This window comes from Sphingobacterium tabacisoli (assembly GCF_017908035.1).
Classification (GTDB): Bacteria; Bacteroidota; Bacteroidia; order Sphingobacteriales; family Sphingobacteriaceae; genus Sphingobacterium; species Sphingobacterium tabacisoli.
This window is the reverse complement of the sequence record NZ_JAEQMU010000001.1, coordinates 2,307,133-2,332,515: the sequence shown is the minus strand read 5'-3', so window position 1 is coordinate 2,332,515 and position 25,383 is coordinate 2,307,133. Positions and strand designations below refer to the sequence as shown.

The 25,383-nt window shown below is 39.1% G+C and carries 22 protein-coding genes, 1 other RNA gene and 1 riboswitch; of the genes, 8 read left to right on the top strand and 15 right to left on the bottom strand.

Annotated features, from left to right (window positions below):
• Positions 1–54: 54 nt before the first annotated feature.
• The gene (locus JKG64_RS09845; protein ID WP_210354102.1) at positions 55–426 is read right to left on the bottom strand and encodes a DoxX family membrane protein; all 372 of its coding nucleotides are present in this window, start codon (positions 424–426) and stop codon (positions 55–57) included.
• 126 nt (positions 427–552) lie between these two features.
• Here JKG64_RS09845 and rnpB point away from each other — a divergent pair.
• Positions 553–935: RNase P RNA component class A (rnpB, locus tag JKG64_RS09840), an RNA gene on the top strand.
• Positions 936–1,063: 128 nt separating this feature from the next.
• Positions 1,064–2,416: a sigma-54-dependent transcriptional regulator gene (locus tag JKG64_RS09835; RefSeq protein ID WP_210354101.1), complete on the top strand. Its 1,353-nt coding sequence runs from the start codon at positions 1,064–1,066 to the stop codon at positions 2,414–2,416.
• A 405-nt stretch (positions 2,417–2,821) separates the two neighbouring features.
• On the opposite strand, the gene JKG64_RS09830 is transcribed toward JKG64_RS09835, so the two are convergent.
• The 6 genes from JKG64_RS09830 to JKG64_RS09805 form a co-directional block, all read right to left on the bottom strand.
• Positions 2,822–4,003, bottom strand: coding sequence for a homoserine dehydrogenase (locus tag JKG64_RS09830; RefSeq protein WP_210354100.1), 1,182 nt, complete (start codon positions 4,001–4,003; stop codon positions 2,822–2,824).
• Positions 4,004–4,145: 142 nt separating this feature from the next.
• Positions 4,146–5,453, bottom strand: coding sequence for an O-acetylhomoserine aminocarboxypropyltransferase/cysteine synthase family protein (locus JKG64_RS09825; RefSeq protein ID WP_210354099.1), 1,308 nt, complete (start codon positions 5,451–5,453; stop codon positions 4,146–4,148).
• A gap of 239 nt (positions 5,454–5,692) precedes the next feature.
• Positions 5,693–5,807: riboswitch (SAM riboswitch) on the bottom strand.
• Positions 5,808–5,969: 162 nt separating this feature from the next.
• Complete coding sequence (locus JKG64_RS09820; RefSeq protein ID WP_210354098.1) at positions 5,970–6,785, bottom strand: AMP nucleosidase; 816 nt, start codon at positions 6,783–6,785, stop codon at positions 5,970–5,972.
• Between the two features lie 63 nt (positions 6,786–6,848).
• Positions 6,849–8,096: an ATP-dependent Clp protease ATP-binding subunit ClpX gene (gene clpX / locus JKG64_RS09815; protein WP_210354097.1), complete on the bottom strand. Its 1,248-nt coding sequence runs from the start codon at positions 8,094–8,096 to the stop codon at positions 6,849–6,851.
• Positions 8,097–8,795 (bottom strand): ATP-dependent Clp endopeptidase proteolytic subunit ClpP, encoded by a 699-nt coding sequence (gene clpP, locus JKG64_RS09810; protein ID WP_133584701.1) that lies wholly within the window; start codon positions 8,793–8,795, stop codon positions 8,097–8,099.
• 70 nt (positions 8,796–8,865) lie between these two features.
• On the bottom strand, positions 8,866–9,327 hold the full coding sequence (locus tag JKG64_RS09805; protein ID WP_210354096.1) for a type I restriction enzyme HsdR N-terminal domain-containing protein: 462 nt from the start codon (positions 9,325–9,327) through the stop codon (positions 8,866–8,868).
• Positions 9,328–9,469: 142 nt separating this feature from the next.
• On the opposite strand from JKG64_RS09805, the gene holA reads away from it, so the two are divergent.
• The 3 genes from holA to carA all read left to right on the top strand — a co-directional run bounded on the left by holA (position 9,470) and on the right by carA (position 12,156).
• Positions 9,470–10,480: a DNA polymerase III subunit delta gene (holA, locus tag JKG64_RS09800; protein ID WP_210354344.1), complete on the top strand. Its 1,011-nt coding sequence runs from the start codon at positions 9,470–9,472 to the stop codon at positions 10,478–10,480.
• Positions 10,481–10,584: 104 nt separating this feature from the next.
• Positions 10,585–10,788, top strand: coding sequence for a YwbE family protein (locus JKG64_RS09795; RefSeq protein WP_210354095.1), 204 nt, complete (start codon positions 10,585–10,587; stop codon positions 10,786–10,788).
• 267 nt (positions 10,789–11,055) lie between these two features.
• On the top strand, positions 11,056–12,156 hold the full coding sequence (gene carA / locus JKG64_RS09790; RefSeq protein WP_210354094.1) for a glutamine-hydrolyzing carbamoyl-phosphate synthase small subunit: 1,101 nt from the start codon (positions 11,056–11,058) through the stop codon (positions 12,154–12,156).
• A 48-nt stretch (positions 12,157–12,204) separates the two neighbouring features.
• Here carA and JKG64_RS09785 read toward each other — a convergent pair whose 3' ends face one another.
• Positions 12,205–12,564, bottom strand: a complete 360-nt coding sequence (locus JKG64_RS09785) for a hypothetical protein (RefSeq protein ID WP_246512522.1) — start codon at positions 12,562–12,564, stop codon at positions 12,205–12,207.
• A gap of 52 nt (positions 12,565–12,616) precedes the next feature.
• A complete protein-coding gene (locus JKG64_RS09780; protein WP_210354093.1) occupies positions 12,617–12,997 on the bottom strand; it encodes a hypothetical protein in 381 nt (126 codons plus the stop codon).
• Positions 12,998–13,185: 188 nt separating this feature from the next.
• Here JKG64_RS09780 and JKG64_RS09775 point away from each other — a divergent pair, with 188 nt between their 5' ends.
• A complete protein-coding gene (locus tag JKG64_RS09775; RefSeq protein ID WP_210354092.1) occupies positions 13,186–13,584 on the top strand; it encodes a hypothetical protein in 399 nt (132 codons plus the stop codon).
• A 102-nt stretch (positions 13,585–13,686) separates the two neighbouring features.
• Positions 13,687–14,475: an SDR family oxidoreductase gene (locus tag JKG64_RS09770; RefSeq protein WP_210354091.1), complete on the top strand. Its 789-nt coding sequence runs from the start codon at positions 13,687–13,689 to the stop codon at positions 14,473–14,475.
• A gap of 54 nt (positions 14,476–14,529) precedes the next feature.
• Here the strand turns inward: JKG64_RS09770 and JKG64_RS09765 are convergent, their stop codons facing one another.
• The 6 genes from JKG64_RS09765 to JKG64_RS09740 form a co-directional block, all read right to left on the bottom strand.
• On the bottom strand, positions 14,530–15,969 hold the full coding sequence (locus JKG64_RS09765; RefSeq protein WP_210354090.1) for a SusD/RagB family nutrient-binding outer membrane lipoprotein: 1,440 nt from the start codon (positions 15,967–15,969) through the stop codon (positions 14,530–14,532).
• A 12-nt stretch (positions 15,970–15,981) separates the two neighbouring features.
• On the bottom strand, positions 15,982–17,454 hold the full coding sequence (locus tag JKG64_RS09760) for a TonB-dependent receptor domain-containing protein (RefSeq protein ID WP_246512520.1): 1,473 nt from the start codon (positions 17,452–17,454) through the stop codon (positions 15,982–15,984).
• Between the two features lie 108 nt (positions 17,455–17,562).
• The gene (locus JKG64_RS09755) at positions 17,563–19,200 is read right to left on the bottom strand and encodes a carboxypeptidase-like regulatory domain-containing protein (protein WP_210354089.1); all 1,638 of its coding nucleotides are present in this window, start codon (positions 19,198–19,200) and stop codon (positions 17,563–17,565) included.
• Between the two features lie 83 nt (positions 19,201–19,283).
• Positions 19,284–20,339: a dipeptide epimerase gene (locus JKG64_RS09750; RefSeq protein WP_210354088.1), complete on the bottom strand. Its 1,056-nt coding sequence runs from the start codon at positions 20,337–20,339 to the stop codon at positions 19,284–19,286.
• Between the two features lie 41 nt (positions 20,340–20,380).
• Positions 20,381–21,604, bottom strand: coding sequence for a C40 family peptidase (locus JKG64_RS09745; protein WP_210354087.1), 1,224 nt, complete (start codon positions 21,602–21,604; stop codon positions 20,381–20,383).
• Between the two features lie 216 nt (positions 21,605–21,820).
• Positions 21,821–24,475, bottom strand: coding sequence for a DNA gyrase/topoisomerase IV subunit A (locus JKG64_RS09740; RefSeq protein WP_210354086.1), 2,655 nt, complete (start codon positions 24,473–24,475; stop codon positions 21,821–21,823).
• Between the two features lie 263 nt (positions 24,476–24,738).
• On the opposite strand from JKG64_RS09740, the gene JKG64_RS09735 reads away from it, so the two are divergent.
• A complete protein-coding gene (locus tag JKG64_RS09735; RefSeq protein WP_246512519.1) occupies positions 24,739–25,377 on the top strand; it encodes a sterol desaturase family protein in 639 nt (212 codons plus the stop codon).
• The last annotated feature ends 6 nt before the right edge of the window (positions 25,378–25,383 follow it).

The window sequence follows — 25,383 nt, the reverse complement described above, 5'->3', positions numbered from 1 at the left end:
TCTGTTTTTTTAGTGTTCTCGGAGGTTATTATAGAAGTGTTCTTTTGTGTGATGTTAAGCAATAAGATGCATATACTTTTTTCTGTTATCAATAATTATCCAGGCGTTGATCAGCAGGAGTATGACTGCCATTAATAGTCCTTCCGGAGCGTAGGTGAGATGGTGAAGTGTGATTCCGACCATAATGGGTAAAATCATCAGTGCTGCCAATGCTCTGGTCTTGGGAATGATAAATAGTATTCCGGCAATGATTTCGACCGTTGCAATTAAAGGCATCAGCCATTTAATGGCTGCGAATGCCTCGTTTACCTTACGGAGTTCAGCTGACATTTCAGGAACAGGGATGTACATGAAGAACTTGTTGAGTCCTGCGTTGATAAACATCAATCCGAATAGGGTGCAAATAACGAGTTTTATAATCTTCATGGTATTTTGTTGTTTATAATCTATTCTTCAAAGTTATTATAGGGATATAAAAAACAACTTGACATAGGATAAGTTTTAAAAAAATTAAAATTATTTGTCTCTAAAAAAAACTTACTTTTGTAGCTGAAGCAAACTGGTTCTATCGCTGTTTCGATTATCGGAAGAGAGGAAAGTCCGGGCAACATAGAGCAACACGCTTCCTAACGGGAAGGCTCCGGTTTATCGGAGACAGAAAGTGCCACAGAGAATATACCGCCTCGATTCGTTGGGGTAAGGGTGAAAACGTGAGGTAAGAGCTCACGGTCTTGTATGGTGACATGCATTACGGTAAACCTCGTGTGTTGAAAAACCAAATAGGTTGCGGGAGCTGAGGGCTGCTCGTCTTCTCCTGATTTATCGGGAACCGCAATGGGTAGGTTGATGGACCCTATGAGTGATTGTAGGGCTAGATAAATGATAGAATCCCGATACTTCGGGAACAGAACCCGGCTTACAAGGTTTGCTTCTTTTTTACACTCTCCTTTTTTGTGTTTTTTAGCAATTCTAAGTACTATAGCTACAGTTGGTAGCTGTTTGAGGTTCATTGGAATCCTGAAAGTTTTTTCTTATTTTGCTCGACATTAATTCAAATGTGAATATGGCTACAATTTTAATAATTGATGATGAACGTCCTATCCGTAGTTCGCTACGTGATATTTTGGAATATGAGGATTACAAGGTTCTTGATGTAGATAATGGTGTCGATGGCTTGGAGCTCCTTAAGAAAGAGAAGATTGATTTGACGCTGTGTGATATAAAGATGAACAAAATGGATGGGATGGAGGTTCTGACAGCTGCCAAAGAGTTTTCGGATATTCCATTCATTATGATTTCGGGCCATGGGACGATTGAGACGGCGGTGGAAGCGGCTCGTAAGGGAGCCTATGATTTTTTGGAGAAGCCGTTGGATTTAAATCGTCTGTTGATTACGGTACGTAATGCTCTTGAAAAAGGGTCTTTAGTGAAAGAAACAAAGGTATTGAAACGTAAGGTTTCTAAAACTAAAGAGATATTGGGTGCTTCAGATGGGATATCACTGATCAAAGATAGTATAGAAAAGGTGGCCCCTACGGAAGCAAGAGTTTTAATAACGGGAGCTAATGGATCGGGAAAGGAATTGGTCGCCCGATGGTTGCACGAGAAATCAAATCGTGCGGGTTCCGCTTTAGTAGAAGTCAACTGTGCGGCTATACCTTCTGAATTAATTGAGTCCGAATTGTTTGGACATGAAAAAGGTTCATTTACTTCAGCTATAAAGCAGCGGATAGGTAAATTTGAACAAGCTAGTGGTGGGACTTTATTCTTGGATGAGATCGGTGATATGAGTCTGTCTGCGCAGGCAAAAGTATTACGTGCATTACAAGAAAATAAAATCACACGGGTAGGTGGCGAAAAAGAGATTTCAGTAGATGTACGTGTTGTCGCCGCGACCAATAAGGATCTGTTGAAGGAAATAGATGCCGGTAATTTTAGAATGGACTTGTACCACCGATTGAGTGTGATTTTAATCCATGTTCCTTCATTGGCGGAGCGCCGAGATGATATTCCTACTCTGGCGACATCATTCTGTGAAGAAATCTGTGCAGATTATAATATACCGACCAAAGAGATCACAGCTGATGCCATGAAGGCACTCCAAGAGCTTCCCTGGACCGGAAACATTCGGGAGCTACGTAATATGGTAGAACGACTTATTATTCTGAGTGATCGTAAGATTACAGACAAAGAAGTAAATTCATTTGCTAACCCGTCTGTATCTACACATCATGGTATGGGAAGTACGACCTCCATGATTGATCTGGACAGAATGAATACACTCGAAGATTTCTTAACGTTTGCTGAAGAGAAGTTTCTGACTCATAAGCTGAATAAAAATGGGGGTGATGTCGAAAGAACAGCACGTGCAGTAGGTGTTTCTGAAGAACGGGTGCGAGAGCGGGTAAAGAAATAGAAAATAGATAATAAGAAAAGGGCGTTAGCCCTTTTTTTAATCGTTATACCTTCTTTTTTGTTTATTGTAAAGCATGAATACTACGATAACCAGTAGTACTAGGCCAATTATAATAAATACAGTTGGGGATGTCTTTTCTGAACCACTTCCTGTCTGCGCCCATCCCTTAATAGAAAGCAACATTAGGAAGAATACACTATGCCATTTTCTCATAATACTAATATAAATCGTTAACCTTTAAACTTACTTATTTTTTTTGACAAAAGCAATTGGTTTTAAGTTTTTTAACGGATTTTTAACGTTATTTTTTAGGCTGTTTTGTATCTCTATTTTGCTCCTGTTATCAACGAAAGAAGGTACCTCTGTTTAGATGTACCTTCTTCATAATTTTAGGGGTTAATATGCTTAGGCTATCTCTGCTAGAAAATATCCTGGCTGGTTAATTAGTTCTCGTTTATCAATAATCTCCTGTAGATTGACATGGCCTATTACGTATTTATAGTCTTCACCATAAAATCTTTCTGAGATGTTCTTAAATTCGATATTCTCTAAGATGTTTTCATCTGTATATCTGAAATAGACTTTGATATCAACATTTGTCGTATACCGTAGTTCTTGTGCATCTAAATGTTTTTTATATTCGTATCGATAATCATAGCGTAACGCTGTAATATCGGATAGTACAGCCGAACCTGTAGGGTGTCCACCGGCTCCTTTACCAAAGAAAAACTGTTCGTCAGCAAATGCCGCTTTTACTAAGACTCCGTTATTTTCATTCTCGACATTAAATAAGATGCTGTCTTTTGAGATGAATTTCGGAAGCACATATAAAACGACCTCACTATTGTTTACTTCTTTGGCAAGAGGGATTAACTTGATTTTTAGATTTTTCTCTTTCGCATAGCGAATATCCGCATTCTCTAACTTGTCTATTCCCAAGTTTAGAATCTGATCTGGATTTACAAATAAACCGTAAGCGTGTGATGCTACAATCGTCAACTTAAACTTTGGATCGTATCCACCTACATCTAGAATAGGGTCAGTTTCGGCAAAGCCAAGTTCTTGAGCTTTCTTAAGGGCGGCATCGTAACTCTGGTTTTCGTTAAATATTTTTGATAAGATATAGTTGGATGATCCATTGAATATCCCGCTTACGGAGTGTAAAAGCTCGTTGTCATAGTACTCTTCTAAGTTTCTGATGATGGGTATACTACCGCATACGGCACCTTCATATAAAAGAGAGGTACCATGCTGTTGTTGCAGTGCTGTAAGCTCCTGAAGATGTGTTGCAATCATTTTTTTATTGGCAGATACCACATTCTTACCAGATGATAGTGCTTTTTTCGTTATTTCGAAGGCAGCATCGGCATCATCTATCAGTTCTACGACTGTGTTTATTTCAGGATCATTTAGGATATCATTAGCATCTGTAGAAAAGAGTTCTGCCGGTAGACTTCTTGTTTTACCAGCATTCTTGATTACAAATTTCTTAATTTCTAAGTTGAGTTTTTTCGTTTTTATGATGTCATATAGTCCTTGGCCTACAACGCCAAAACCGAACATGCCAATAGTAAGCTTTTTACTCATTTCGTTTTTTATACTGCTTTTAATTGTTATTATCTAGTGAGTCCATTATTTTGAGTTAAAGAATAATGAAACTTTCTAGTTTTTATATCAATACAGGAGGCAATTTGCTTGTAATCAAATTGCCTCAGTATTTCGGGTTTAGTTATTTTATCTTATCAAAAGCAGCTTGTAAGTCTGCTTTTATATCGTCGATATGTTCGATTCCCACAGATAGGCGTAATGATCCTGCATAGACACCTGCTGCGCGCTGTGCTTCTTCACTCAATTGTTGGTGTGTTGTAGCCGCTGGGTGTATAATTAGCGTTTTAGCATCTCCCACGTTGGCTAGGTGACTGATGAGCTCTAGTGAATCAATAAATTCATCTGCTTTTTTTGCATCACCTTTAATAGTGAATGAAAGCACGGCTCCGTAGCCGTTCTTAAGGTATTTTTGAGCCAAAAGATGGTAGGGGTGACTTTTTAATCCTGGATAGCTTACAGATTCTACCTGAGGATGAGCTTCCAGCCATTGGGCAATCTCTTGTGTATTGTCTACGTGGCGCTGTACACGTAAGGATAGTGTCTCTAAGCCCTGTACTAATAAGAAGGAATTGAAAGGGGAAAGAGCAGGCCCAAAATCACGTAAACCTTCTACACGTGCTCTAATCGCAAACTGTATGTTTCCAAATGGACCATTAACACCAAATACATCCGAAAATACAAGTCCATGGTATCCTTCTGAAGGTTCGGAGAATTGTTTGAATTTTCCATTTCCCCAGTTGTAATTACCTCCATCAATAATTACCCCACCTATGCTCGTGCCATGCCCACCAATCCATTTTGTAGCAGATTCTACGACGACATTGGCCCCATGCTCAATAGGTTTGAATAGGTAACCGCCAGCTCCGAAGGTGTTGTCTACGATAAGTGGTAAGTCATGTTTGCGTGCTACTGCCGCGATTTTTTCAAAATCAGGAATATTATAGCTCGGGTTACCAATTGTCTCTACATATATCGCTTTTGTTTTATCATCGATCAGTTTTTCGATGTTTTCAGCATCGCTGTCCGCCGCAAATCTTGCTTCAATGCCTAGTCTTTTAAAAGATACTTTAAACTGGTTATAGCTTCCGCCGTATAGGTTAGCACCTGCTACAAAGTTTTCACCTGCTTCTAGTATATTCGTCAGAGCGATAAATTGAGCTGCCTGGCCTGAGGCTACTGCGACTGCTGCTACTCCTCCCTCTAACGCTGCTATGCGTTTTTCGAACACGTCTGTTGTTGGGTTCATGATACGGGTATAGATATTGCCGAATTGCTTTAACGCAAAAAGGTTAGCCCCGTGTTCCGCATTGTCAAAAACAAAAGAGGAAGTTTGGTAGATCGGCAACGCACGTGATCCGGTCGTTGGATCAACTTCCTGACCTGCATGTACCTGTAATGTTTCGAAATTTAAAGTTTTATTAGTAGCCATTTTGATTTTTTTTAAAGATAAAATATAAGAAATAAAAGAGGGGTTTGGAGGGGAGGTCGTCGTTTGAAGTACCTGTCCTGTGTTGCCGTCAAGAGCAAGGATAGGAAGGGACAGACGACTAGCGCATTCGCGCAGATGTACAGTTTTGGATAGCTGTAGTAAAGCAGTTTTTGCGAGTAGTTAAACTATTCGCAACAATTGATGATTGTTGTGTGAATTTTGATTTCATTGTCTTCTTTCATTTATATGCTCCAAAGATTTATTTCTTTGGACAGGAATTGGCACCTTTTCAAATATCTTTTGAAGGTTGCCAGCGGGTCATAGAGCCAGTCTCTCGCCACTTCTTTATAAATCAAGACCAATACTAGAAAGGTGTTGATTAGGTGCACTACTGTCTAAGTGCACAGCAAATATATGATATATCTTTTAAATAACAAATGAACTTGTGTTAAGTTTTTAAAATATAGCTTCCATATCCCTTTTAGTACTACTATAATTGATGTTTTTTTGAATATTTTAAAATTTCAGATGCTTTACTGTCAACCCGTTGTTGATGAGTTGTTTTAATGCATCGATTCCGATATTCAAATGTGTTTCGACAAATTTTTCGGTTACAGCGAGGTCACTTTCTATCGTTTTTACGCCCTCTGGTACCATGGGTTGATCGGACACTAATAATAAGGCTCCTGTTGGTATCTTATTGGCAAATCCTACGCTGAATATGGTTGCTGTTTCCATATCAACGGCCATAGCACGAATAGACTTAAGGTACTTCTTGAATGCTTTGTCATGCTCCCAGACACGTCTATTGGTGGTATATACTGTGCCTGTCCAATAATCTCTTGCGTGGTCTCTTATCGTTGTAGAAATTGCTTTTTGCAGGGCAAAAGCTGGAAGTGAAGGAACCTCGGGCGGGAAGTAGTCATTTGATGTACCTTCTCCTCGTATTGCGGCTATCGGTAGAATCAGTTCACCAACAGCGATCTTCTTTTTTAAACCGCCGGTTTTTCCTAAAAAAAGTACCGCTTTGGGCTTGATAGCAGATAGTAGGTCCATTATGGTAGCCGCCATTGGACTTCCCATTCCGAAGTTGATAATTGTGATACCGTTGGCGGTGCATGCTTGCATAGCTTTATCCTGACCATATATAGGTGCATCTTCATGCATGCTCGAAAACATGGTGACATACTTGGAAAAATTTGTAAGAAGGATATATTCTCCGAATTCTTCCAGTGGCTTTCCTGTATAGCGGGGGAGCCAGTTGAACACGATGTCTTCTTTCGATTTGAGTCCCGGTGTAATCGGGGTTTCAACAGATTTTGTTTTCTTCATATCTCATGTGTTTTTGACCTTATACAAGAATCCCCCACCGGAATGGGTGAGGGATTGTATTGCTTAGGCTACTTTTAACTTTTTAATATCCGATTTTGCAAACTTCTTTTTAGCATAATCGAGTGTTATATGTAAGCTCTTTTCCTCACGTTCTTCTTTTGTTGTTGGGATTTCAAACATGGCGTCTAGCATGATGGCCTCACAGATACTTCGTAAACCACGGGCGCCTAATTTAAACTCCCAAGCCTTGTCAACGATGAATTCAAAAACTTCTTTGTCAAACTTTAGCTCTACGTCTTCGTATTCAAATAATTTGATGTACTGTTTTATTAACGCATTTTTTGGCTCGGTAAGTATACTTAAAAGTGTTTCTTTGTCGAGTGGGTTCAAATGTGTCAATACCGGTAGTCGGCCTATCAACTCGGGAATCAAACCAAAACTTTTCAAGTCTTGTGGGGTAATATATTTGTAAAGGTTGTTAAGATCGATGTCTTCTTCATCCTCCATCATTTTGTACCCCACAGTCTGTGTCCGTAGACGGTTGGCTATTTTCTTCTGTATACCGTCAAATGCTCCACCACAGATAAATAGGATATTGCTCGTATTTACTGTTATCATTTTTTGATCTGGGTGCTTACGACCACCTTGAGGAGGTACGTTGACATTGGTTCCTTCTAGAATCTTAAGCAAAGCTTGTTGTACACCTTCACCTGATACATCTCTGGTTATAGAAGGGTTGTCACTTTTACGTGCTACCTTATCAATCTCATCGATGTATATGATTCCTCTTTCTGCCGAGGCTACATCGTAGTCTGCAGCTTGGAGCAACCTAGTGAGTATACTTTCTACGTCTTCACCAACATAACCTGCTTCGGTCAATACTGTAGCATCAACAATGGAGAAAGGTACATTCAATATTTTTGCTACCGTTTTTGCTAATAAAGTTTTTCCGGTCCCTGTTTCTCCAACGATGATTAGATTAGACTTTTCAATCTCGGTTTCGTCAGCGCTTGTTTTTTGATTCAATCGTTTATAGTGATTATAAACAGCTACAGAGATTACTTTTTTAGCTTCATCCTGTCCAATAACGTATTGGTCTAGATGTTGTTTGATTTCTAATGGGCGGATTAGCTTTAGCGTTGTCTGCAACGATTTGTTTTTTCGTTGGTTCAACTCTTCGGCCAAGATTTCGCCTGCCTGCGTTACACAGCGGTCACAGATATGTGCTCCATCTCCTGCAATCAACATTAACGCTTCGTTTTTGCTGATTCCACAAAATGAGCAGTGGATATCTTTGTTGTTCTTGCTCATTTATTTACTTTCTTTTCGGGGTGCTAAGACCTCATCTATCATTCCAAATTCTTTTGCTTCAGCTGCTTTCATCCAGTAGTCACGGTCTGAAGATTTTTCAACCCATTCGTAGCTTTGTCCTGAATGTTCAGCTATTATCGTATAAAGCTCTTCTTTGAGTTTCAACATCTCACGCAAGTTGATTTCCATATCTGCAGCAACTCCTTGTGCACCACCAGAGGGTTGGTGGATCATGACGCGTGAGTGTTTTAGGGCAGCACGTTTCCCTTTTGCACCAGCTACTAATAGTACTGCTCCCATTGAAGCAGCCATACCTGTACAGATCGTCGCTACGTCTGGCGAGATGTACTGCATGGTGTCGTAAATACCAAGACCGGCGTATACACTTCCACCAGGTGAATTAATGTATATTTGAATATCGCGCTGTGCATCAGTAGATTGTAAAAATAATAATTGTGCCTGAATTATATTTGCAACTTGGTCATTGACACCATCTCCCAAGAAGATGATACGGTCCATCATTAATCTAGAGAACACATCCATCTGCGCAACATTCAATTGGCGTTCTTCAACGATGTAAGGCGTCAAGTTTGTTGGCATTTGCGTTTCTACGCGAGAAATAAAGCCGTCTACATGTTGTGATCCGATGCGGTGGTGCTTTACTGCGTATTTTCTGAATTCGTTTTTATCTATATTCATTGTTCTATGATGTTACTATTTTAAAAATATTAGACTAATATAAATCGTTTTTCTTAAATACGAATAATATTTATGTCTCCTTATTGTAAATTGGTAGATCTGAAATAAAATCAACTGTATTGTTTTCAAAGTTTACCTTACAGAAATAATGTTGCAAACCATTGCTTACCAATAAAAGCGGGATTTTGTGTTTGCTATTGTAGCTGCCAATCTGTTCAAAGGTAGCTTGCGATATCTTCACTCCAGGAGCTTTAAACTCGGCCAATAGGATCATTTTTCCGCTATTGTTATATACTACGAGATCACTCCGTTTTTGTAGTTCATTGACGACTAGTCCACCCTCTATTTTCATCAAGGACTTCGGGTATTTCTTATTCACGTGCAAAAAATGTACCCAATGTTGCCGTACCCATTCTTCGGGCGTGAGCAATAGGTTTTTTTTCCTGAGAATATCGAAAACATAAACTTTATCTTGAATACGAGTCAGTTTTAACGGGAAAGGAGGTAAGTTTAATTGTACAGGCTTAAACATAGGCAAATTTACGGAATTTTGGCTGTATAACAAAATATGTGAGCCAGTCCCGAGGTGAGCGACAAAAAGAAACCTTCCATTTCAATAGAGAATAATATTCACTACCCATATATTCCTCCAGATTATGTATTTTCGCAAGGACATGAGCGCACAATCCATTTTAAGTGATATCAAGCAACGGAAGTTTAAACCTTTGTATCTGTTACATGGCGAAGAGTCTTATTATATCGACTTGATTAGTGACTGTATTGAGGGGAGCGTGCTGGATGAGAGTCAGAAGGGGTTCGATCAGACAATTCTGTATGGGAAAGATACTGATTTTTCCACCATTGTTAGTGCGGCAAAGCGGTACCCCATGTTGAGTGAATATCAGGTCATCCTTGTCAAAGAGGCACAGGGGCTGAAGTGGAAGGGGGATGATGACTTCTTAATGAAGTATATTGAACAGCCTACGCCTACGACCATTCTGGTGTTTGCCTTTAAGCACGGCAAGTTTGATAAGCGAACCAAGTTGTACAAAGCCCTCGAAAAGAAAGGAATTGCTTTCGAATCAGAGAAGCTTTATGACAACAAGGTGGCTCCTTGGATTGTCGAAGAATTGCAACGTAATGGACAACGAGTACATCCTCAGGCCGCAGCATTAATGGCGGATTATTTAGGTACTGACCTTTCCAAAATTGCAAACGAAGTACAGAAGCTGGTACTTAACGTGCCTAAGGACCGTGAGATATCAGTACAAGACATCGAACAGAATATAGGGATAAGCAAAGATTTCAATGTATTTGAGCTTAACTCTGCGTTGGGAAAACGTGAAGTTCTAAAGGCGGTTCAGATTGTCGATTATTTTGCTTCCAATCCCAAATCAAATCCCTTCGTTGTTGTGATAGGTTCGCTGGCTGGATATTTTACCAAGTTGCTGAAGTATCATTATCTACCTGATAAGTCTTCCGCTGTCGTGGCAAAAGAGCTTGGTGTACACCCTTTCTTTACGAAAGAGTATGATATGGCAGCTCGCAATTTTAATCGACGCAAGCTATTTGATGTACTATCTGTATTGCGGGAGTATGACCTTAAGTCTAAAGGGTTAAATGCTGGTCCCAATACAAGTGATGGGGATCTGATGCGTGAGATGATATTCAAAATTTTAAATTAATCAGAATCTGATTTAATGTTGACATAATTTGTTCTCGCTTAGGGAGGAATTATTTGACACTGGATAGTAGGAATTAGTTGCTTTAAACTTCTAACTTTGCAAATATGAAAAATGGAAAAACAAGAGCGGATGTCAAGCCTGGTATGTTGGTGAATATTGTGCTGAAGAAAGATCAACGTACTGGAATTCTGACTGAGGGGATTGTGAAAGATTTGTTAACCTCCGCACCGTTTCATCACCGTGGGATCAAGGTGCGTTTGGATGATGGACAGATTGGACGTGTACAGGAGATCATAGAAGAGGATTAAGGATAATATTTTTATTTTTATTTTTGACTTGTTAGTTTTCTTTCTACCTTTGTCCCTCGTGAAAATTGATATTTTTGATTTGATTTCCAAGGACACTTTGTTCAATGTTTACATTGAAATATCACGAGTTTGATACGTATAGCCCATTTGGGCTTTTTTTATGTCCAAAATTTAATCTCGGGATGTCCAGAAAGATTACATATCAATCGAGCAAAGAGAAGGGAGACCTGATCTAAATTTGAAATTATTTAGTATTTAATATATAAAATGACCAGCTACAGTAAATTACCCGCAATTTTAGTTTTAGAAGATGGAACAGTTTTTCACGGAAAGGCCGCCGGAAAAATTGGTACAACTACTGGAGAGATTTGTTTCAATACCGGAACCACGGGATATCAGGAAATATTCACTGATCCGTCGTATTATGGACAGATTATGGTGACGACCAATTCCCATATTGGTAATTATGGTATCGATGAAGACGATGCTGAATCCAATAAAAATCAAATTGCAGGACTGGTCTGTAAGAATTATAATATCAATTACAGTCGTAAAATGGCAGATGAGTCTATACAGACTTATTTTGAAGCGCAGAATTTAGTTGGTATTTCAGATATTGATACGCGTTCATTGGTGCGACACATCCGAGATAAAGGCGCCATGAATGCTATTATTTCTTCAGAGAACATTGATGTAGATTCGCTTAAAGCAGAATTAGCGAAGGTGCCTTCGATGGCGGGATTGGAACTATCTTCATTGGTCACAACAAAGGAGCCTTATTTTTATGGAGATGAGACTGCAAGTACACGTGTTGCTGTTCTGGATTTAGGAATTAAGAAAAATATCCTTCGCAACTTTGATGCAAGACAGGTGTATGCCAAAGTATTTCCTGCCAAAACTAGTTTTGCTGAAATGGAAGCCTGGGGTGCTGACGGATACTTTATTTCAAACGGCCCTGGAGATCCTTCAGCTATGGACTACGCTATTACTACAGTACAGGAGATTTTGGCAGCAAACAAGCCAATGTTTGGTATATGTTTGGGGCATCAGATCTTGGCTTTGGCAAATGGGATACGTACCGAGAAGATGTTTAACGGACACCGCGGTATTAACCATCCAGTAAAGAATATTGTTGCGAATAGATGTGAAATAACATCACAAAACCACGGTTTTGGTGTAGTCCGTGAAGATATTGAGAATTCGGATAATGTAGAGGTGACGCATATCAATCTGAACGATAACTCTATCGAAGGTATCCGTGTAAAAGGTAAAAAAGCCTTTTCTGTTCAGTATCACCCGGAATCGTCTCCAGGTCCACACGATTCTCGCTATTTATTCGATGATTTCATCAGCATGATAAAAGGATAAAAAAAGAGGCTCAGTAAACTGAGCCTCTTTTTTTATGGGGTAAGGCGATTAAAGTACTTGGTTCTTATCTCCAAAAGTAATCATGATCATACCTACTACAATAACAAAGATGCCTAATATTTGCATCCAGGAAATGGAAGTTTTGAAGTATAATGCCATAGCGAGTTGTACGGTAATGAATGTTCCTCCAGAACAGAGTGCTATTACAATAGGCTGAGATACGTTTTTAAATAATTGTATTAAAAACCAACTTGCGGAAAGTAATATCACATTTCCAATTATCAAGGCATGCCAATGGTACTTTGGATTTATCCCGCCCCATTTGAATAGTATACTGGCAACTATCTGGCAGACCCAGAATGCAGCAAAATAGATGTAATTGATCATCATTTTTATTGTTAATATCATTCGAAATTAATAATAAAAAGTGGATGCTGGGCAGTAGAACTCTGTTTTAGATTTAATGTACCTTCGGACTTTCGAGCAGATCCGTGACATAGCCTAAGATTTCAATCTCACTATGTCCATCTTCTAGCATCGAAAAAGTAAGATATGCTGCATATATTTCACCACTGAACACAACATGCTTATCCTCTACAATAGTATCAATGATCTGATCTCTAATCTCTACTCCGATATGTTGGAGCTCATTGTGTAAGTTGGTTGAGATGGCCTCATGACATTCACCACTGGCAAAGCCAACTATAATATGTAAAACCAGTTTGTCAAAAATATCAGGGTCTAAGCTTTTTAATTTGTTGGCATAAAGTTCATAATCAAAGCGTTGTTTTGCGCTGTTGACAATTTTATCCCAAATCAAAAATTCGGTTTTCGTCTGCATAATCGTGATCGTTTATAAAAGTGGTTATGTAAATATAAAGAAAACCAATTGTATTTCAAAGTATATAGTAGGGGGAGTCCGTTAGGAAAAGATGATCTTTCAATTTTTGTAGAAAACCATTATGCGCTAGAAACTGTTTATCTATTAGAATTATGGAGTCTTTTTAACAAGCTAAAAAGGAGGTTATCATGGTGTTTATTAATTATGTCGATCCCGAAAATGATTTTATTGAGGATGACGATCAAGAAGATGGTCTAGAAGTGAATGATTTGACTTACGATGAAGAAAAAGGAAGTTATCGATTTGACGTAGATGATGATGATCCGGATTGGGATCATCCGGCGGATTACGATACCTTGAGCCAAGGAGCTCAAGAGGATTTATCGACTTATGATGTTTCTAATCCTTTCGTAGGATCAGAGTATGCCAATTTAGATAATTTGAAGCAAGAGGATTTGGAAAGATCCGGTATGCGGATTACGGATAAAAAGAATTTTAAGCTATCTAAGTTGGATAAGGAAATATCAAAAGATGAAGAGGATTATAGAGATGACCTTGACGAAGAGGGGTATCCAAAGAGAGATTAAATGGATTATCTTGATTTTTAGTTCGATATTCGGGGTATTTTAGTAGGTTTGGTAGTGATTCTATCGAATGACATATTATTCTTAGATACCTAAACTATATACATGGAAATAATATTAAAAGGAAAGAAGGCCTTAGTAGGCGGTAGTTCTTCAGGAATTGGTCGAGCGATCGCTATGGAGCTTGCAAAGTGTGGGGCGGAGATTACACTAATGGCCCGTTCTGAAGAAAAATTGAGCATTGTATTATCAGAGTTAGATTCCTCTCACGGGCAAGAGCACCGTTATCTGGTTACAGACTTTAATGATTATGAATCCCATAAACGTAACGTGAGTGATTATTTCAAGAGGTATCAAGTAGATATCTTGGTTAATAATACCAATGGCCCTCAGGCGGGAGATGTATTGAATAAGGAAGAATCGGATTATCAACAAGCTTTTGAATTGTTGTTTCAGAATGCTGTATTTACGAGCCGTTTGGCTTTGCCTCATATGCAATCACAGGGATTTGGACGTATCATCAATGTGTCGTCGATGACTGTTAAGGAGCCACAGGACAGCTTGGTACTATCTAATACTATGCGAACGGCTTTGGTGTCTTGGAGTAAGAGCTTATCCAATGCTGTGGCTGCGTACGGGATTACCGTAAACTCGATTATGACGGGCTATTTTGATACCGATCGATTGAATAGTCTAATGGAGAACCAAGCTAAATCTGTAGGTGTAGATGTAGCAGATGTCAAGAAACAACGAGTTTCTTCAGTACCAGTCAATAGGTTGGGAGATCCGAAGGAGTATGGTTATCTGACTGCATTTTTAGCATCTGATTATGCTGCATTTTTGACTGGAGCAGCGATTCCACTTGATGGAGGGATTGCGAAGACTTTGTTCTAGCTTTATTAAAACGGGACGATATTGCTATCGTCCCGTTTACATAGGAATATAGTTTTATGGTTTATCCCACCATACTCTAGTGTTTAATCCATCAGTTCCTCCGTAAGGGAAAGCCTTTACAGCTGCTTCATAATTTATTTTATTATTTGATGCTTCCTGCGTTGGATAACCTTCTCGCCTTGGTACTTGGCCACCGTTGATATCAGATGCAACAGTTAAGTTAGGAAAGCCTGTTCTTCTCCATTCAGCCCAACCTTCGTATCCATATGGAAATAAGTGAATCCAGCGTTGTGTAGCAATCTGCTCTATTGCTTTATTAGCATCATATGTAATGTCTGCATTTGCTAAGTAGGTGGCTACATTAGAAGTTCCTCCAGTCCATTGTGCAATTGATTGTTTAATAGCATCTTCGTAAAAAGTTTTTGCTTGACCGTCACCTCCACTGATCCAACCTAATTTTGCTGCTTCAGCTTGGGCAAATAATAACTGGGGATAAGTTATCAAATGTACAGGTGAATCCTGTTTTCTTATTGTACTTCCGAACAAGGATATTTTCGGTATATCAACATCTGGATTTGGAACCAACTTCCCAAACTCCAATCCAGCATAACTACCTGAGCTGTTTTTGTCTCCATAAACTGAAAGACGAGGGTCATTGTAAGGTAACATATGATTAACTAATACTTCACTTAATGCATACCAATTTCTTTTTTGTACTGTAAATGAATTATACCAAAAGTTTTCATTAGCAGCTTCTGCCAGATGTGGATAGGATAGGTTGTCATTGTTTGATGTCATTATACCGGCATTCATTGCCTTTATAAACTCGGCTTTACCTTTCTCTGGGTTTACTTTAGAGAGCCTTAGGGCCATTAGCATATGTATAGAGTTGCCTAGTTTCTTCCATTGCGCCATGTTACCTTTGTAGATGATGTCGTTTTTGATATTCCCATTAGCTGAAACAACGCTGTTGTTAGCTTCATCGAGAAGGATGAATAGTGCATTATAGATGTCTTCTTGTCTATCGTACTTAGGGTTAGGTAGATCTATGCCTTTAAAAGCTTCACTCATTGGAATATCTCCCCAACGGTCGGTGACATGCCATAGGAAGAAAGCCTTCAGTATTTTTGCTACAGCAATTTGGTTAGCGACAGGACCTTCATTTGCATTTAACTCCTTTTCATTTTGAAGTACACTTTCCAAGTTCATTAGAGGACCAATGTACCACGTAGAAAAATTGAGATTGGTAGCTATGAATCGCGTATTATCAGTATAAGTCGTTAAGCTTAAGTACTGTGGATAATGTACACCATACGCACTAGAGCTCACGCTTGATAAATACATTTGAGCGTTTGCTATGAGTTGAGTTCCTGAAGCTTTGCTTGGCCTGTTTGGATCCTCATAGTATGAATCAGCAAATTTAGTGCAAGATGATAGGATTGCTATCGGACAGATAGCTAACCATAGATACCTAAATATATTATGTTTTCTCATGACTTTCAATTTTTAAAACTTGACACTTAGATTAAAACCATAGGAGCGTACTGTCTGTAGCTCACCTTTTTCTATCCAGCTGATGTTAGCACTCCCTGCAGATAGCTCAGAAGGATCAATACCTTTTGGTGCTTTTTGCCAAATCATCCACGGATTGCGTGCAATTGCAGCTATACGTATCGATTTAAAAGGGGTTTTTCCTAACTGGTCTTGATTGAATGTGTACCCTAGACTTACTTCTCTTAACTTAATGTAGGAAGCATCGTATAGCCATTCTTCATAAATACGAGTTCCTATTTGATTTCTAAAGTAAGTTCTAGCATCGATGAAGGCATTAACTTCTTGACCTGTAGCTTCTGAAATACCATTTATTTCAAAACCACCACCATCAGCTAGTGGATCGCGAACATTTTTTCCATTACTATTAAGTGCGGCCGTTTCTGCTGCTTGACCAGATTTTACGGCTAACATTTTGGACCAACTAAAAAACTTACCGCCGGATTGAAAATCGATCATAGCATTAAAGTCTATATTTTTGTATCTAAAACTGTTTATAAAACCACCTGTAAATTCGGGGATTACTGATCCGAAATCTTTGTTGAGCTCTTGGATCGGTAAATTTGCATTGTCTAATAATATTTTTCCAGTTGCTTCATCTCGCTTGTATCCAGGCCCCACTAAAGAACCAAAAGCAGCACCTTTATTGGCATAAAGGTATACGGTCTGACTTGAATATGTATTGTTGTCTAATTGATACGCATCTATACCAGGGATGAGTTCGTGGATTTTGCTGTTGTTTTTAGCGCCGTTTAAAGTAGTAGTCCAAGAAAAATTGCTTGTCTGTACCGGAATGGCTGTTAAGGATAGTTCAATTCCACTGTTTTCAATATCTCCAGCATTGACTCTAAAGCTTGAGTAACCTGTGGCTACAGAAGACGATAGGCCAATCACTTGGTCTTTATTGCGTTGTTGATAATAAGTAAAATCTAATCCTAATCTACTCTTGAAAAACTTTAAATCTGTACCAATTTCAAATGAATTAGCAAAAGATGGTTTAAGAGCCGGGTTATTTAGTACATCAGGTACAAAGAGGGTGTTTATTGATCCAGTTGCTCCCTTGTATACCGTTCCAATTTCGTAATTCATAAGACTGGAGTAGGGGGGCACCGATGAGCCTGCCACTGCGTATGAAGCTCTTAACTTACCAAAGTTTAATACAGGGGATTCGATTAAATTACTAAATACAAATGACCCTGATATGGAGGAGTAATTGTATGCATTATTATCTTTAGGTAATGTCGACGAAATATCTCTACGAAATGAGCCATCGACAAAATAAGTGTCCTTATAGCCTAAGGATGTCATGATATAAGCTGATCTAGTCTGCTCTTCTGACTTGTAGGATTCCGCAATAGGTCTGTCAATTGAAGCCTCAATGTTATAAAACCCAATCGAACTGAGACCTCCTTGTGTACGTTGGTTCAAATAGTCATACTTTCGAATATATATATTACCGCCAAGATTGGCATTCAGTGTGAAGTCTTCCCAAGCTTTATCATATTGTGCTAAGAATTCGTAATTGCTTTCATCATTTTAGAATTTTGCTACTCTATATCCTTGATCTGAATTGAATGTCCCTACTCCTGTTTGCGATCGACCTCCAATAGCCAGTTTCTGATTCACATTCTGTGTAAATTGATCTTTTCTTATGAAACCAGATAGTTTTAAGTTAGACATTACTTTATAGGTTACACCGATATCTCCAAAAAAACGATCTCTAGAGTCATTGTTTAGATTTTCATACGCATCAAAGAAAGGGTTATTCCAGTCTGAGGGTGTATTATTAACCATTAACTCGGATGTTGTATTAGGGTTTACGTTCCAGTTAAGGATTGTTCCGTCAGCGTATTTATAGTTACGTAATCTATTGATGTCTATATTTCTTTGGAACCATTGTGTGGCACCTGTAAATGACCCTTGATAGCCTTGTGTAGGTCTTTGGCCATTATTGTTGGCATAGTTAATATTAGCTGAAGCGCTAAGTTTTTCTGTGATATCCAAAGAACCATTTATAGCGAAATTATTCCTTTTTAACCAAGTGTTCGGATAAGTCCCCTTTATATATGCATTATTGTACGAGAACCGAATAGCGCTATTTTCGGCACCACCACTTATGGTTAGGCCATTGTTCGTACTGATTCCGGTATTGAAAAAATCCTTGATATTGTTCGGTTGCGGGACAAAAGGAGTTGCTTTTCCATAGTCAGGATCTTGCTGGTAGAAACTGTAATACATACGAACAGGAGTACCGTCCATTTTCGGTCCCCAAGACTCGTCATTACCATTAATATATAACTCTCCCGATGCTAGTTTCAGAAACGTTTGATTATTCCCCACTCCATATGTGTTTTGAAGAGGCATAAAGTTGCCTACTTGTTCAAATGAAGTAGCAGAGTTTAAGTCGATTGCAATCGATTTAGGGCCTTTCTTTCCTTTTTTTGTCGTGATCATGATTACTCCATATTGACCACGGATTCCATAGAGGGCTGATGCTGTTGGTCCTTTTAGGATATTTATACTTTCGATATCCTCTGGATTCACATCTTGACCGACATTGCCTAAATCTACGCCGTTGCCTGTGCTAGAACTAAAATTAGCATTAGAAATAGGAGTGCCATCGATCACCATTAGTGGTTGACCTCCTCCTGTAACCGAATTGATTCCTCTTAATTTAATCTTTTGCGTTCCGCCTAGATTCGCCCCAGAAGAACCTGTGACTTGTGCTCCGGCCACTTTTCCTGCAAGAGAACCTAAAACATTGTTCTCTTTCGTAAAGGTAAGATCATCTCCTCCAATTTTTTGGGTCGAATATCCTAATGATTTCTGAGATCTTTGAATACCTAGTGCTGTCACTACAACTTCTTCAATATCCTTTTCTCCGGATGCTAAGGTTACACTAATTGTCTTACGACCTTTTACTGGGATTTCTTGAGAGACATAACCAACTGCTGAAACGACTAAAGTCGAGTTTTGGTCTGCATTGAGGGTGAAGAGTCCACTGGAATTTGTGGACGCAGCATTAGATGTACCTTTGATCGCGATTGTAACTCCGGATAGCGGAGCTCCATTCTGATCGGTAACCTTCCCAGCAATTGAAACTTGCTGCGCGTTTACGACCTGTAAACCAGCGCTCGCCATCACACATAGTGCGGTGAGTAGATGATTTTTCATGAATAAGGTTTGTTTAGTTTATAATTATTAAGTTTATTTTGGTACTCCGGTCGGTTTGCGACCGGAGATTTTTTTTATGCTATTTAGGAGCTTTTTATCACACCTATCCCCGGTCGATTGGGTAGTATACACTGTCCATCGTGTACCGTCATTCCATCGTAAATATCATTTCCGATGAGTAGTGCTCCATCTAGATCGGCCCAATCCACCAAAGGTGCGAGCTGCGCGGCTGCAGATATTGCACAAGATGTCTCTGTCATACAACCCAGCATCACTTTCATCTCTAGGGCACGGGCTAGTTCGGCCATCTGTTTGGCTTCACGCATCCCCGTACACTTCATCAGTTTGATATTAATACCTGTATACACGTCTTTTAATTTCGGAACATCAACCAGACGTTGGCAACCTTCATCTGCGATAGTAGGGATGGGGGAGTGAGCTGTCAACCAGGCATTTTCATCAATCATCTCTTTGGGCATCGGTTGTTCCAGAAACACAACATTTTGTTCATGTAGCCAATGTGCCATTTCTAGTGCTTCTTCCTTGTTTTTCCAACCCTGATTGACATCCGCACATAACGGTACATCGGTAACTGAGCGAATGGTGTCGATAATCATTTTATCGGTATCCAATCCGAGCTTTACTTTTAAAATTTTAAACTGTTCTGCTTCTTTGACTTTCTTCCGGATCATCTCTTCACTATCTATACCTATAGTATAAGAGGTGGGCGGGATACGGTCTGGATTCAGTCCCCATATTTTGTAGAAGGGCTGCTGCATCAGCTTGCCTAGTAAATCATGGAGGGCAATATCAAGTGCTGCTTTTGCTGCTGTATTCTTCTCTTGAAGTAAATCAATATAGTGAAGAATTTCTTCGGTTTCAAAAGGGGAAGAAAAGTGACTTAAATCCACTTTTCGAAGAAAGTTACATACACTTTCTTGAGATTCACCTAAGTATGGGGGCATACTGGCCTCTCCATATCCAATGATACCTTCATATTCGATTTCGGTCAATACCACCGGCGTGGTGGTTCGGCTGAACGAAGCAACGGTAAAGACATGACGCATTTCTAGGGTGTAAGGCCTAAAGCGTAATGTGAATTTATCCATCTTTTTTATTTCCCAGGGATTGCTGCTCATGGTTGTATCTGTTGTTTATTTACTTATCCGTATTATGGGACTTATTGTTTTTTGTAGAATGAATTATCTTGGATGGCTTGGATGGCATTGTCGTGTGCTCCGATGTAACGTTTTGCAGCAACGACACTTCTAGTCTGGAAGTCATCATAATTGTTTGCATCTTTTAGCATGGAGTTGATACGTACTGTTCCTGCAGAATGGATAAATTCTCCATTGCCTATATAAAGGGCTACGTGTGTAACTCTAGCATTTGCATTTTTCGCCTTACCAGCTGCAAAGAAAAGTAAATCTGCAGGCTTTAAGTTTTTTAAAGCTTTGCTAGCATCAAAATGTCCTTCGCTGTCAAGAATGTCTACTGTTTCGCCAGCTAATACTTGTTGAGAAGCGTCGCGCGGAATCACATAACCATTCATAAAGAATGCAGTTTTAGTGAAACCACTGCAATCTACACCTTTGACAGATGTACCACCCCAAAGGTAAGGTAGGCCCAACATGCTCTTGGCGCTACTTAGTACGTTGTCGGCAGTCAGATTTCTGGACTTTATCCAATGTTCCATTACAATTGCTTCGTCTTTGGGGATGTATCCAATCCGTCCGTCTGGATAAGCGATTTCATAGAATTGTGGGGTTTCTTTTTGTAATGCCAGTATATTTCCATAGACCAAATCCGATATACGGATGCTTTTTGAATCTGGTTTTGAATAGGCCTTACCAAAATCATTGGTGTAGACTACTTTTTTTCTGTTTTTCCATTCCTGTAGATTCGCTTTGGTCATTGGTACCAAAGAAGATGTTGGTACCCATGAAATGTAGCCTTCGGGGGTGCGTACCCTGTATTCTCCATTAGACTTTTGTAATATATCTACCTGTGTGCCTAGTAGTGCCTGAGAAGCCATCTCGGAAGCATGTCCTGGTTTTGTACGTAGATTTGCTACAGATAGGTTGATAATACCGAAAGGAGTAGTGCCAACGGACGTGTCAGGATAAAGTTTCATTTTAAGCTGAGCACCACTTTTTTGTAGTTTTTCCTCCAGGAAAGAGAGTGCGTTGGCTTCTGTGGTCTGTATAGTATAAGTATTAGTTTGTAGGTCCGCATCCGTGAGTTCGATTAATTTCGTTCTTTTATCCGGAGCGAATTTTGATTTAGCATCTTCTATAGCCACCACGATACTTTTGTATTTTGTAGAATCGATTTGTGCAGAGGCTGTGACCGATGAAAAGATTACTAATACCGGAAAGCAAAAATATGTGAGTTTTTTTATCATAATCATAATCTCAATCGTGAGGAGGATCTTATTAAGTAATGTCTAAATTACGATAAAAAGGCAAAGAAGTGCAAATAATAATGAATTAATTAAATGTTTTTGCGTTTTTGTATTAAGAGTTTGATGAAAATCAGAAAATCATTGAATTTTTTAAGATTATGTTTCTTTATTAACTCTACAAAAAAAGGAGCTAAATATTAGCTCCTTTTTCGTGTTTTAAAATAATCCGATCTGACCATCGTCATCGGTTTGTATATCGTCTGGATTGGTGATTTCCAACGTAATGGAATCAGCGCCTGTTGTATCTTGGTCCGAGTCATTGGTCGGAGGTACAGCAAGGTCAATCTCTTCTTTCAGGCTAGTTACTTTTTGTACATTATGGAAAGAAAGTCTATTGCCCTGTGCTTTGATTTTCTTGACGTCAATCAGTTCATTTAACGATTGTTCTATTGTCTCCGCCAATTGGGACTTGCCTTTTAACTGGTCGATCCTGACTACTGGATCTGGGTTGTTTGTCAATAGAATCAATTTGGAACCTGGCTCTTCGTTGATGAAAGAAACACGTTTTCCGATTTGTATGTCGTCAAATAGGAAACGTTTTACATAATAGGCTTCCGATTTTCCGTCTTTATGTACAGCGGTGTAAACGTGGTTCGGGAGGTGTTTCTCTATCCGGATCATTTTCTCGTCAAAATGATTGTTAAGATCAAAGTTTGATAATTCAAATGAACCGTCTTGGAAGACCATTAAGATCTTGTCGTCTCCGTCAAACTCTCCTAAGAATTTGCCGCGTTCATCTGCATTAAGTCGTTTTAGAACTTCGTCATACCATATTTTTCGACCAGCTAGAGTAGATACACCCGCGCTTTTGAACGCTATTTTCTTTACTGGGTATTTGGAAACAATATTTCCCATCGAGCCCTTGCCTTTGATAGCTATTTCGGCGAAATCCTGATCAAAGGTTGTTTTTCTCAGTTTAGTATGTGGCTTGAGCTGTATATTTACGACTTCTGCTTCGCCATTTGGATTGGCTGAGAAGTAGAGGATCTTAGAACCTTTGGTGCCCTTACTAACATCGTAATCCTTGTCTCGGGTCACAGCTGTTACGCAGAACCTTTTAATGTAGGTTGTACCATTTGGACCGTCTTTATATATTGTATTGTATATTGTCCGTTCGTCTCCTTTTTTGAATACCGCTACATGGATAATATCCTTACCTACGAAAACTTTATCCTGTACTTTTACGACACTGTACTTCCCATCCTCGCGGAATACGATGATATCATCAATGTCCGAACAGTCTGAAACAAATTCATCTTTCTTCATGCTCGTACCGATAAACCCTTCTTCGCGGTTGACGTATAGTTTGGCATTGGCCAATGCTACTTGTGCGGCTTCTACTTTGTCAAAAATACGAAGTTCAGTTTTGCGCTCGCGTCCTTTTGAATATTTGGTCTGTAATTTCTCAAACCAACTGATCGTGAATTCAGTGAGTTGACGAAGGTTTTTCTTAACTTCCTTAATTTCATCCTCTAAAGATTTCATTTGCTCGTCGGCTTTTTTGACGTCGAAGCGCGTAATACTACTCATCGGTTTGTCGATAAGCTTTTTGTAATCTTCGGGTGTTATTTCACGATAGAATTGTTCAAAGAAAGGAGTGAATAACTGGGTCAAAACTTGGGTCACCGTATCAAAATCACCAGAGTTTTCATAGTCCGGATGTTTGTACATCCCCTCTTGGATAAAGATTTTGAGTAGATTGCTGAAGAAAATCTTCTCTTGTAGCTCTCGAAGACGAATCTCCAATTCTAATTTTAACAAAGCCTTTGTCTGTTCTGTGTTTTCAATGAGAATATCATTGACACTCATAAAGTAAGGCTTGTTATCCTTGATAACACAGGTATTCGGTGAAATCGAAGACTCGCAGGATGTAAACGCATAGAGTGCATCTATGGTGACATCAGGTGATATACCAGGAGCAAGGTGTACGACGATCTCTACCTCTTTGGCGGTATTATCTTCAATTTTTTTGATTTTGATTTTACCCTTGTCGTTTGCTGAAACAATACTGTCTATCAAGGCGCCTGTTGTCGTTCCGTAAGGTATTTCGGTAATCGCAAGCGTCTTTTTATCCCGTTCTTCGATTTTGGCCCTTACTCTAATTTTACCACCGCGTTGTCCTTCGTTGTAATTCGATACATCGGCTAGGCCTCCTGTTGGGAAATCTGGATATATATCGGGTCTTTCTCCTTTCAATACTTGAATAGAAGCAAGAATTAGTTCAACGAAGTTGTGGGGCATAATTTTGGTCGCTAGACCTACAGCGATTCCTTCAGCTCCCTGGGCAAGTAATAGTGGAAACTTGACAGGAAGTGTGAGTGGTTCTTTATTACGACCATCATAACTCAGCTGCCATTCTGTGGTATCTGGGTTGAATACAACTTCGTTTGCAAATTTAGAAAGCCTTGCTTCGATATAACGTGGGGCAGCAGCAGAGTCTCCTGTAACAGGATCTCCCCAGTTTCCCTGGCACTCAATCAAAAGATCTTTCTGGCCGATCTGTACCATGGCATCACCAATAGAAGCATCACCGTGAGGGTGATATTTCATAGTATTCCCGACGACATTTGCGGCTTTATTGAAGCGCCCATCATCCATCTCTTTTAGCGAGTGAAGGATACGGCGTTGCACGGGTTTGAAGCCATCATTGATATGAGGCACGGCCCGATCTAATATAACATAGGATGCATAGTCTAAGAACCAGTTTTCATAAAGCCCTGATAAGGGTATGGTATTACTGGCCTGTTCAGATTCCTGTTGTTGGTTGTTCTCTAAATTATTGTCCTCAGAACCGTTTATTTCATCAATCATTTATGTTACTTTAATTATGCTAAGGGTGATGTAAGGGCTGTTTCTGCCAGGGTAAAATTACAAAATTCTTTGTAATTTTAGGTATCTGAAATTTGTAATTGGGGTTTGATGGATCTTATTTCTATTTAACTTTATGGGTATAAAAGTCAGTATTGGGACATAAATATGACGAATAGGTCTTTTGAATGTTATTTGTGAACATTAATTTTGTGTTAACCTTTTTTGGAGATTATAGTTAGAGCAGAGATTGAATCAATCGATTTATGGCAAAGAAAAATTACGTTTCAAATTCTACGGAATCGACGCGAATGTTTAAGAATGATTTTTTGGAATCATTGACCAAGGTGCATTTTACCGTTCCCTTAATTTTTTGGATTCCGGTTATTATTTATTTTATACGCAAGTCTTACGTAGTAGGTGAAATGTCGGTGGGTAATATTGTTTTGTATTTTTTATTTGGATTAGCTTTTTGGACGTTCGCAGAATACATCTTACACCGTTGGGTATTTCATTTCGAACCGAAAAGTAAATTTGGACAACGTATACATTTTATCTTCCACGGTGTACATCATGATTATCCGAAGGATCGGTTGCGTTTGGTGATGCCACTTTCTGCGAGTATCCCGATGGCTACGATTATTTATTTTATTTTTTATCTTTTCTTTCCTGAATTTACTTTAGCTTCTTTCTTTGCTGGTTTTTTATTTGGGTATTTGATTTATGATGAGTGTCATTATGCGATGCATCATGCCAACTTTAAGTCAGGGCTTTTCAAGAAGATTAAAGACCATCATATGTTACACCACTATTCGGATCCTGAAAAAGGATTTGGCGTTAGTTCAGCGATATGGGATAAGGTATTCAATTCCGGCTTCCCTAAGCGCGAAAGTAAAAAGAAATAGATATTC

Bases quoted from the DNA above. Each gene is read 5' to 3' on its own strand.
- carA (WP_210354094.1), top strand. From the start codon at position 11,056: ATGACCAGCTACAGTAAATTACCCGCAATTTTAGTTTTAGAAGATGGA.
- JKG64_RS09745 (WP_210354087.1), bottom strand. From the start codon at position 21,604: ATGATAAAAAAACTCACATATTTTTGCTTTCCGGTATTAGTAATCTTT.
- JKG64_RS09775 (WP_210354092.1), top strand. From the start codon at position 13,186: ATGGTGTTTATTAATTATGTCGATCCCGAAAATGATTTTATTGAGGAT.
- JKG64_RS09765 (WP_210354090.1), bottom strand. From the start codon at position 15,969: ATGAGAAAACATAATATATTTAGGTATCTATGGTTAGCTATCTGTCCG.
- JKG64_RS09740 (WP_210354086.1), bottom strand. From the start codon at position 24,475: ATGATTGATGAAATAAACGGTTCTGAGGACAATAATTTAGAGAACAAC.
- JKG64_RS09820 (WP_210354098.1), bottom strand. From the start codon at position 6,785: ATGAAGAAAACAAAATCTGTTGAAACCCCGATTACACCGGGACTCAAA.
- JKG64_RS09845 (WP_210354102.1), bottom strand. From the start codon at position 426: ATGAAGATTATAAAACTCGTTATTTGCACCCTATTCGGATTGATGTTT.
- JKG64_RS09795 (WP_210354095.1), top strand. From the start codon at position 10,585: ATGAAAAATGGAAAAACAAGAGCGGATGTCAAGCCTGGTATGTTGGTG.
- JKG64_RS09825 (WP_210354099.1), bottom strand. From the start codon at position 5,453: ATGGCTACTAATAAAACTTTAAATTTCGAAACATTACAGGTACATGCA.
- JKG64_RS09785 (WP_246512522.1), bottom strand. From the start codon at position 12,564: ATGATATTAACAATAAAAATGATGATCAATTACATCTATTTTGCTGCA.
- JKG64_RS09835 (WP_210354101.1), top strand. From the start codon at position 1,064: ATGGCTACAATTTTAATAATTGATGATGAACGTCCTATCCGTAGTTCG.
- JKG64_RS09770 (WP_210354091.1), top strand. From the start codon at position 13,687: ATGGAAATAATATTAAAAGGAAAGAAGGCCTTAGTAGGCGGTAGTTCT.
- JKG64_RS09750 (WP_210354088.1), bottom strand. From the start codon at position 20,339: ATGAGCAGCAATCCCTGGGAAATAAAAAAGATGGATAAATTCACATTA.
- JKG64_RS09830 (WP_210354100.1), bottom strand. From the start codon at position 4,003: ATGAGTAAAAAGCTTACTATTGGCATGTTCGGTTTTGGCGTTGTAGGC.
- JKG64_RS09780 (WP_210354093.1), bottom strand. From the start codon at position 12,997: ATGCAGACGAAAACCGAATTTTTGATTTGGGATAAAATTGTCAACAGC.
- clpP (WP_133584701.1), bottom strand. From the start codon at position 8,795: ATGAATATAGATAAAAACGAATTCAGAAAATACGCAGTAAAGCACCAC.
- JKG64_RS09735 (WP_246512519.1), top strand. From the start codon at position 24,739: ATGGCAAAGAAAAATTACGTTTCAAATTCTACGGAATCGACGCGAATG.
- clpX (WP_210354097.1), bottom strand. From the start codon at position 8,096: ATGAGCAAGAACAACAAAGATATCCACTGCTCATTTTGTGGAATCAGC.
- JKG64_RS09755 (WP_210354089.1), bottom strand. From the start codon at position 19,200: ATGAAAAATCATCTACTCACCGCACTATGTGTGATGGCGAGCGCTGGT.
- holA (WP_210354344.1), top strand. From the start codon at position 9,470: ATGAGCGCACAATCCATTTTAAGTGATATCAAGCAACGGAAGTTTAAA.
- JKG64_RS09805 (WP_210354096.1), bottom strand. From the start codon at position 9,327: ATGTTTAAGCCTGTACAATTAAACTTACCTCCTTTCCCGTTAAAACTG.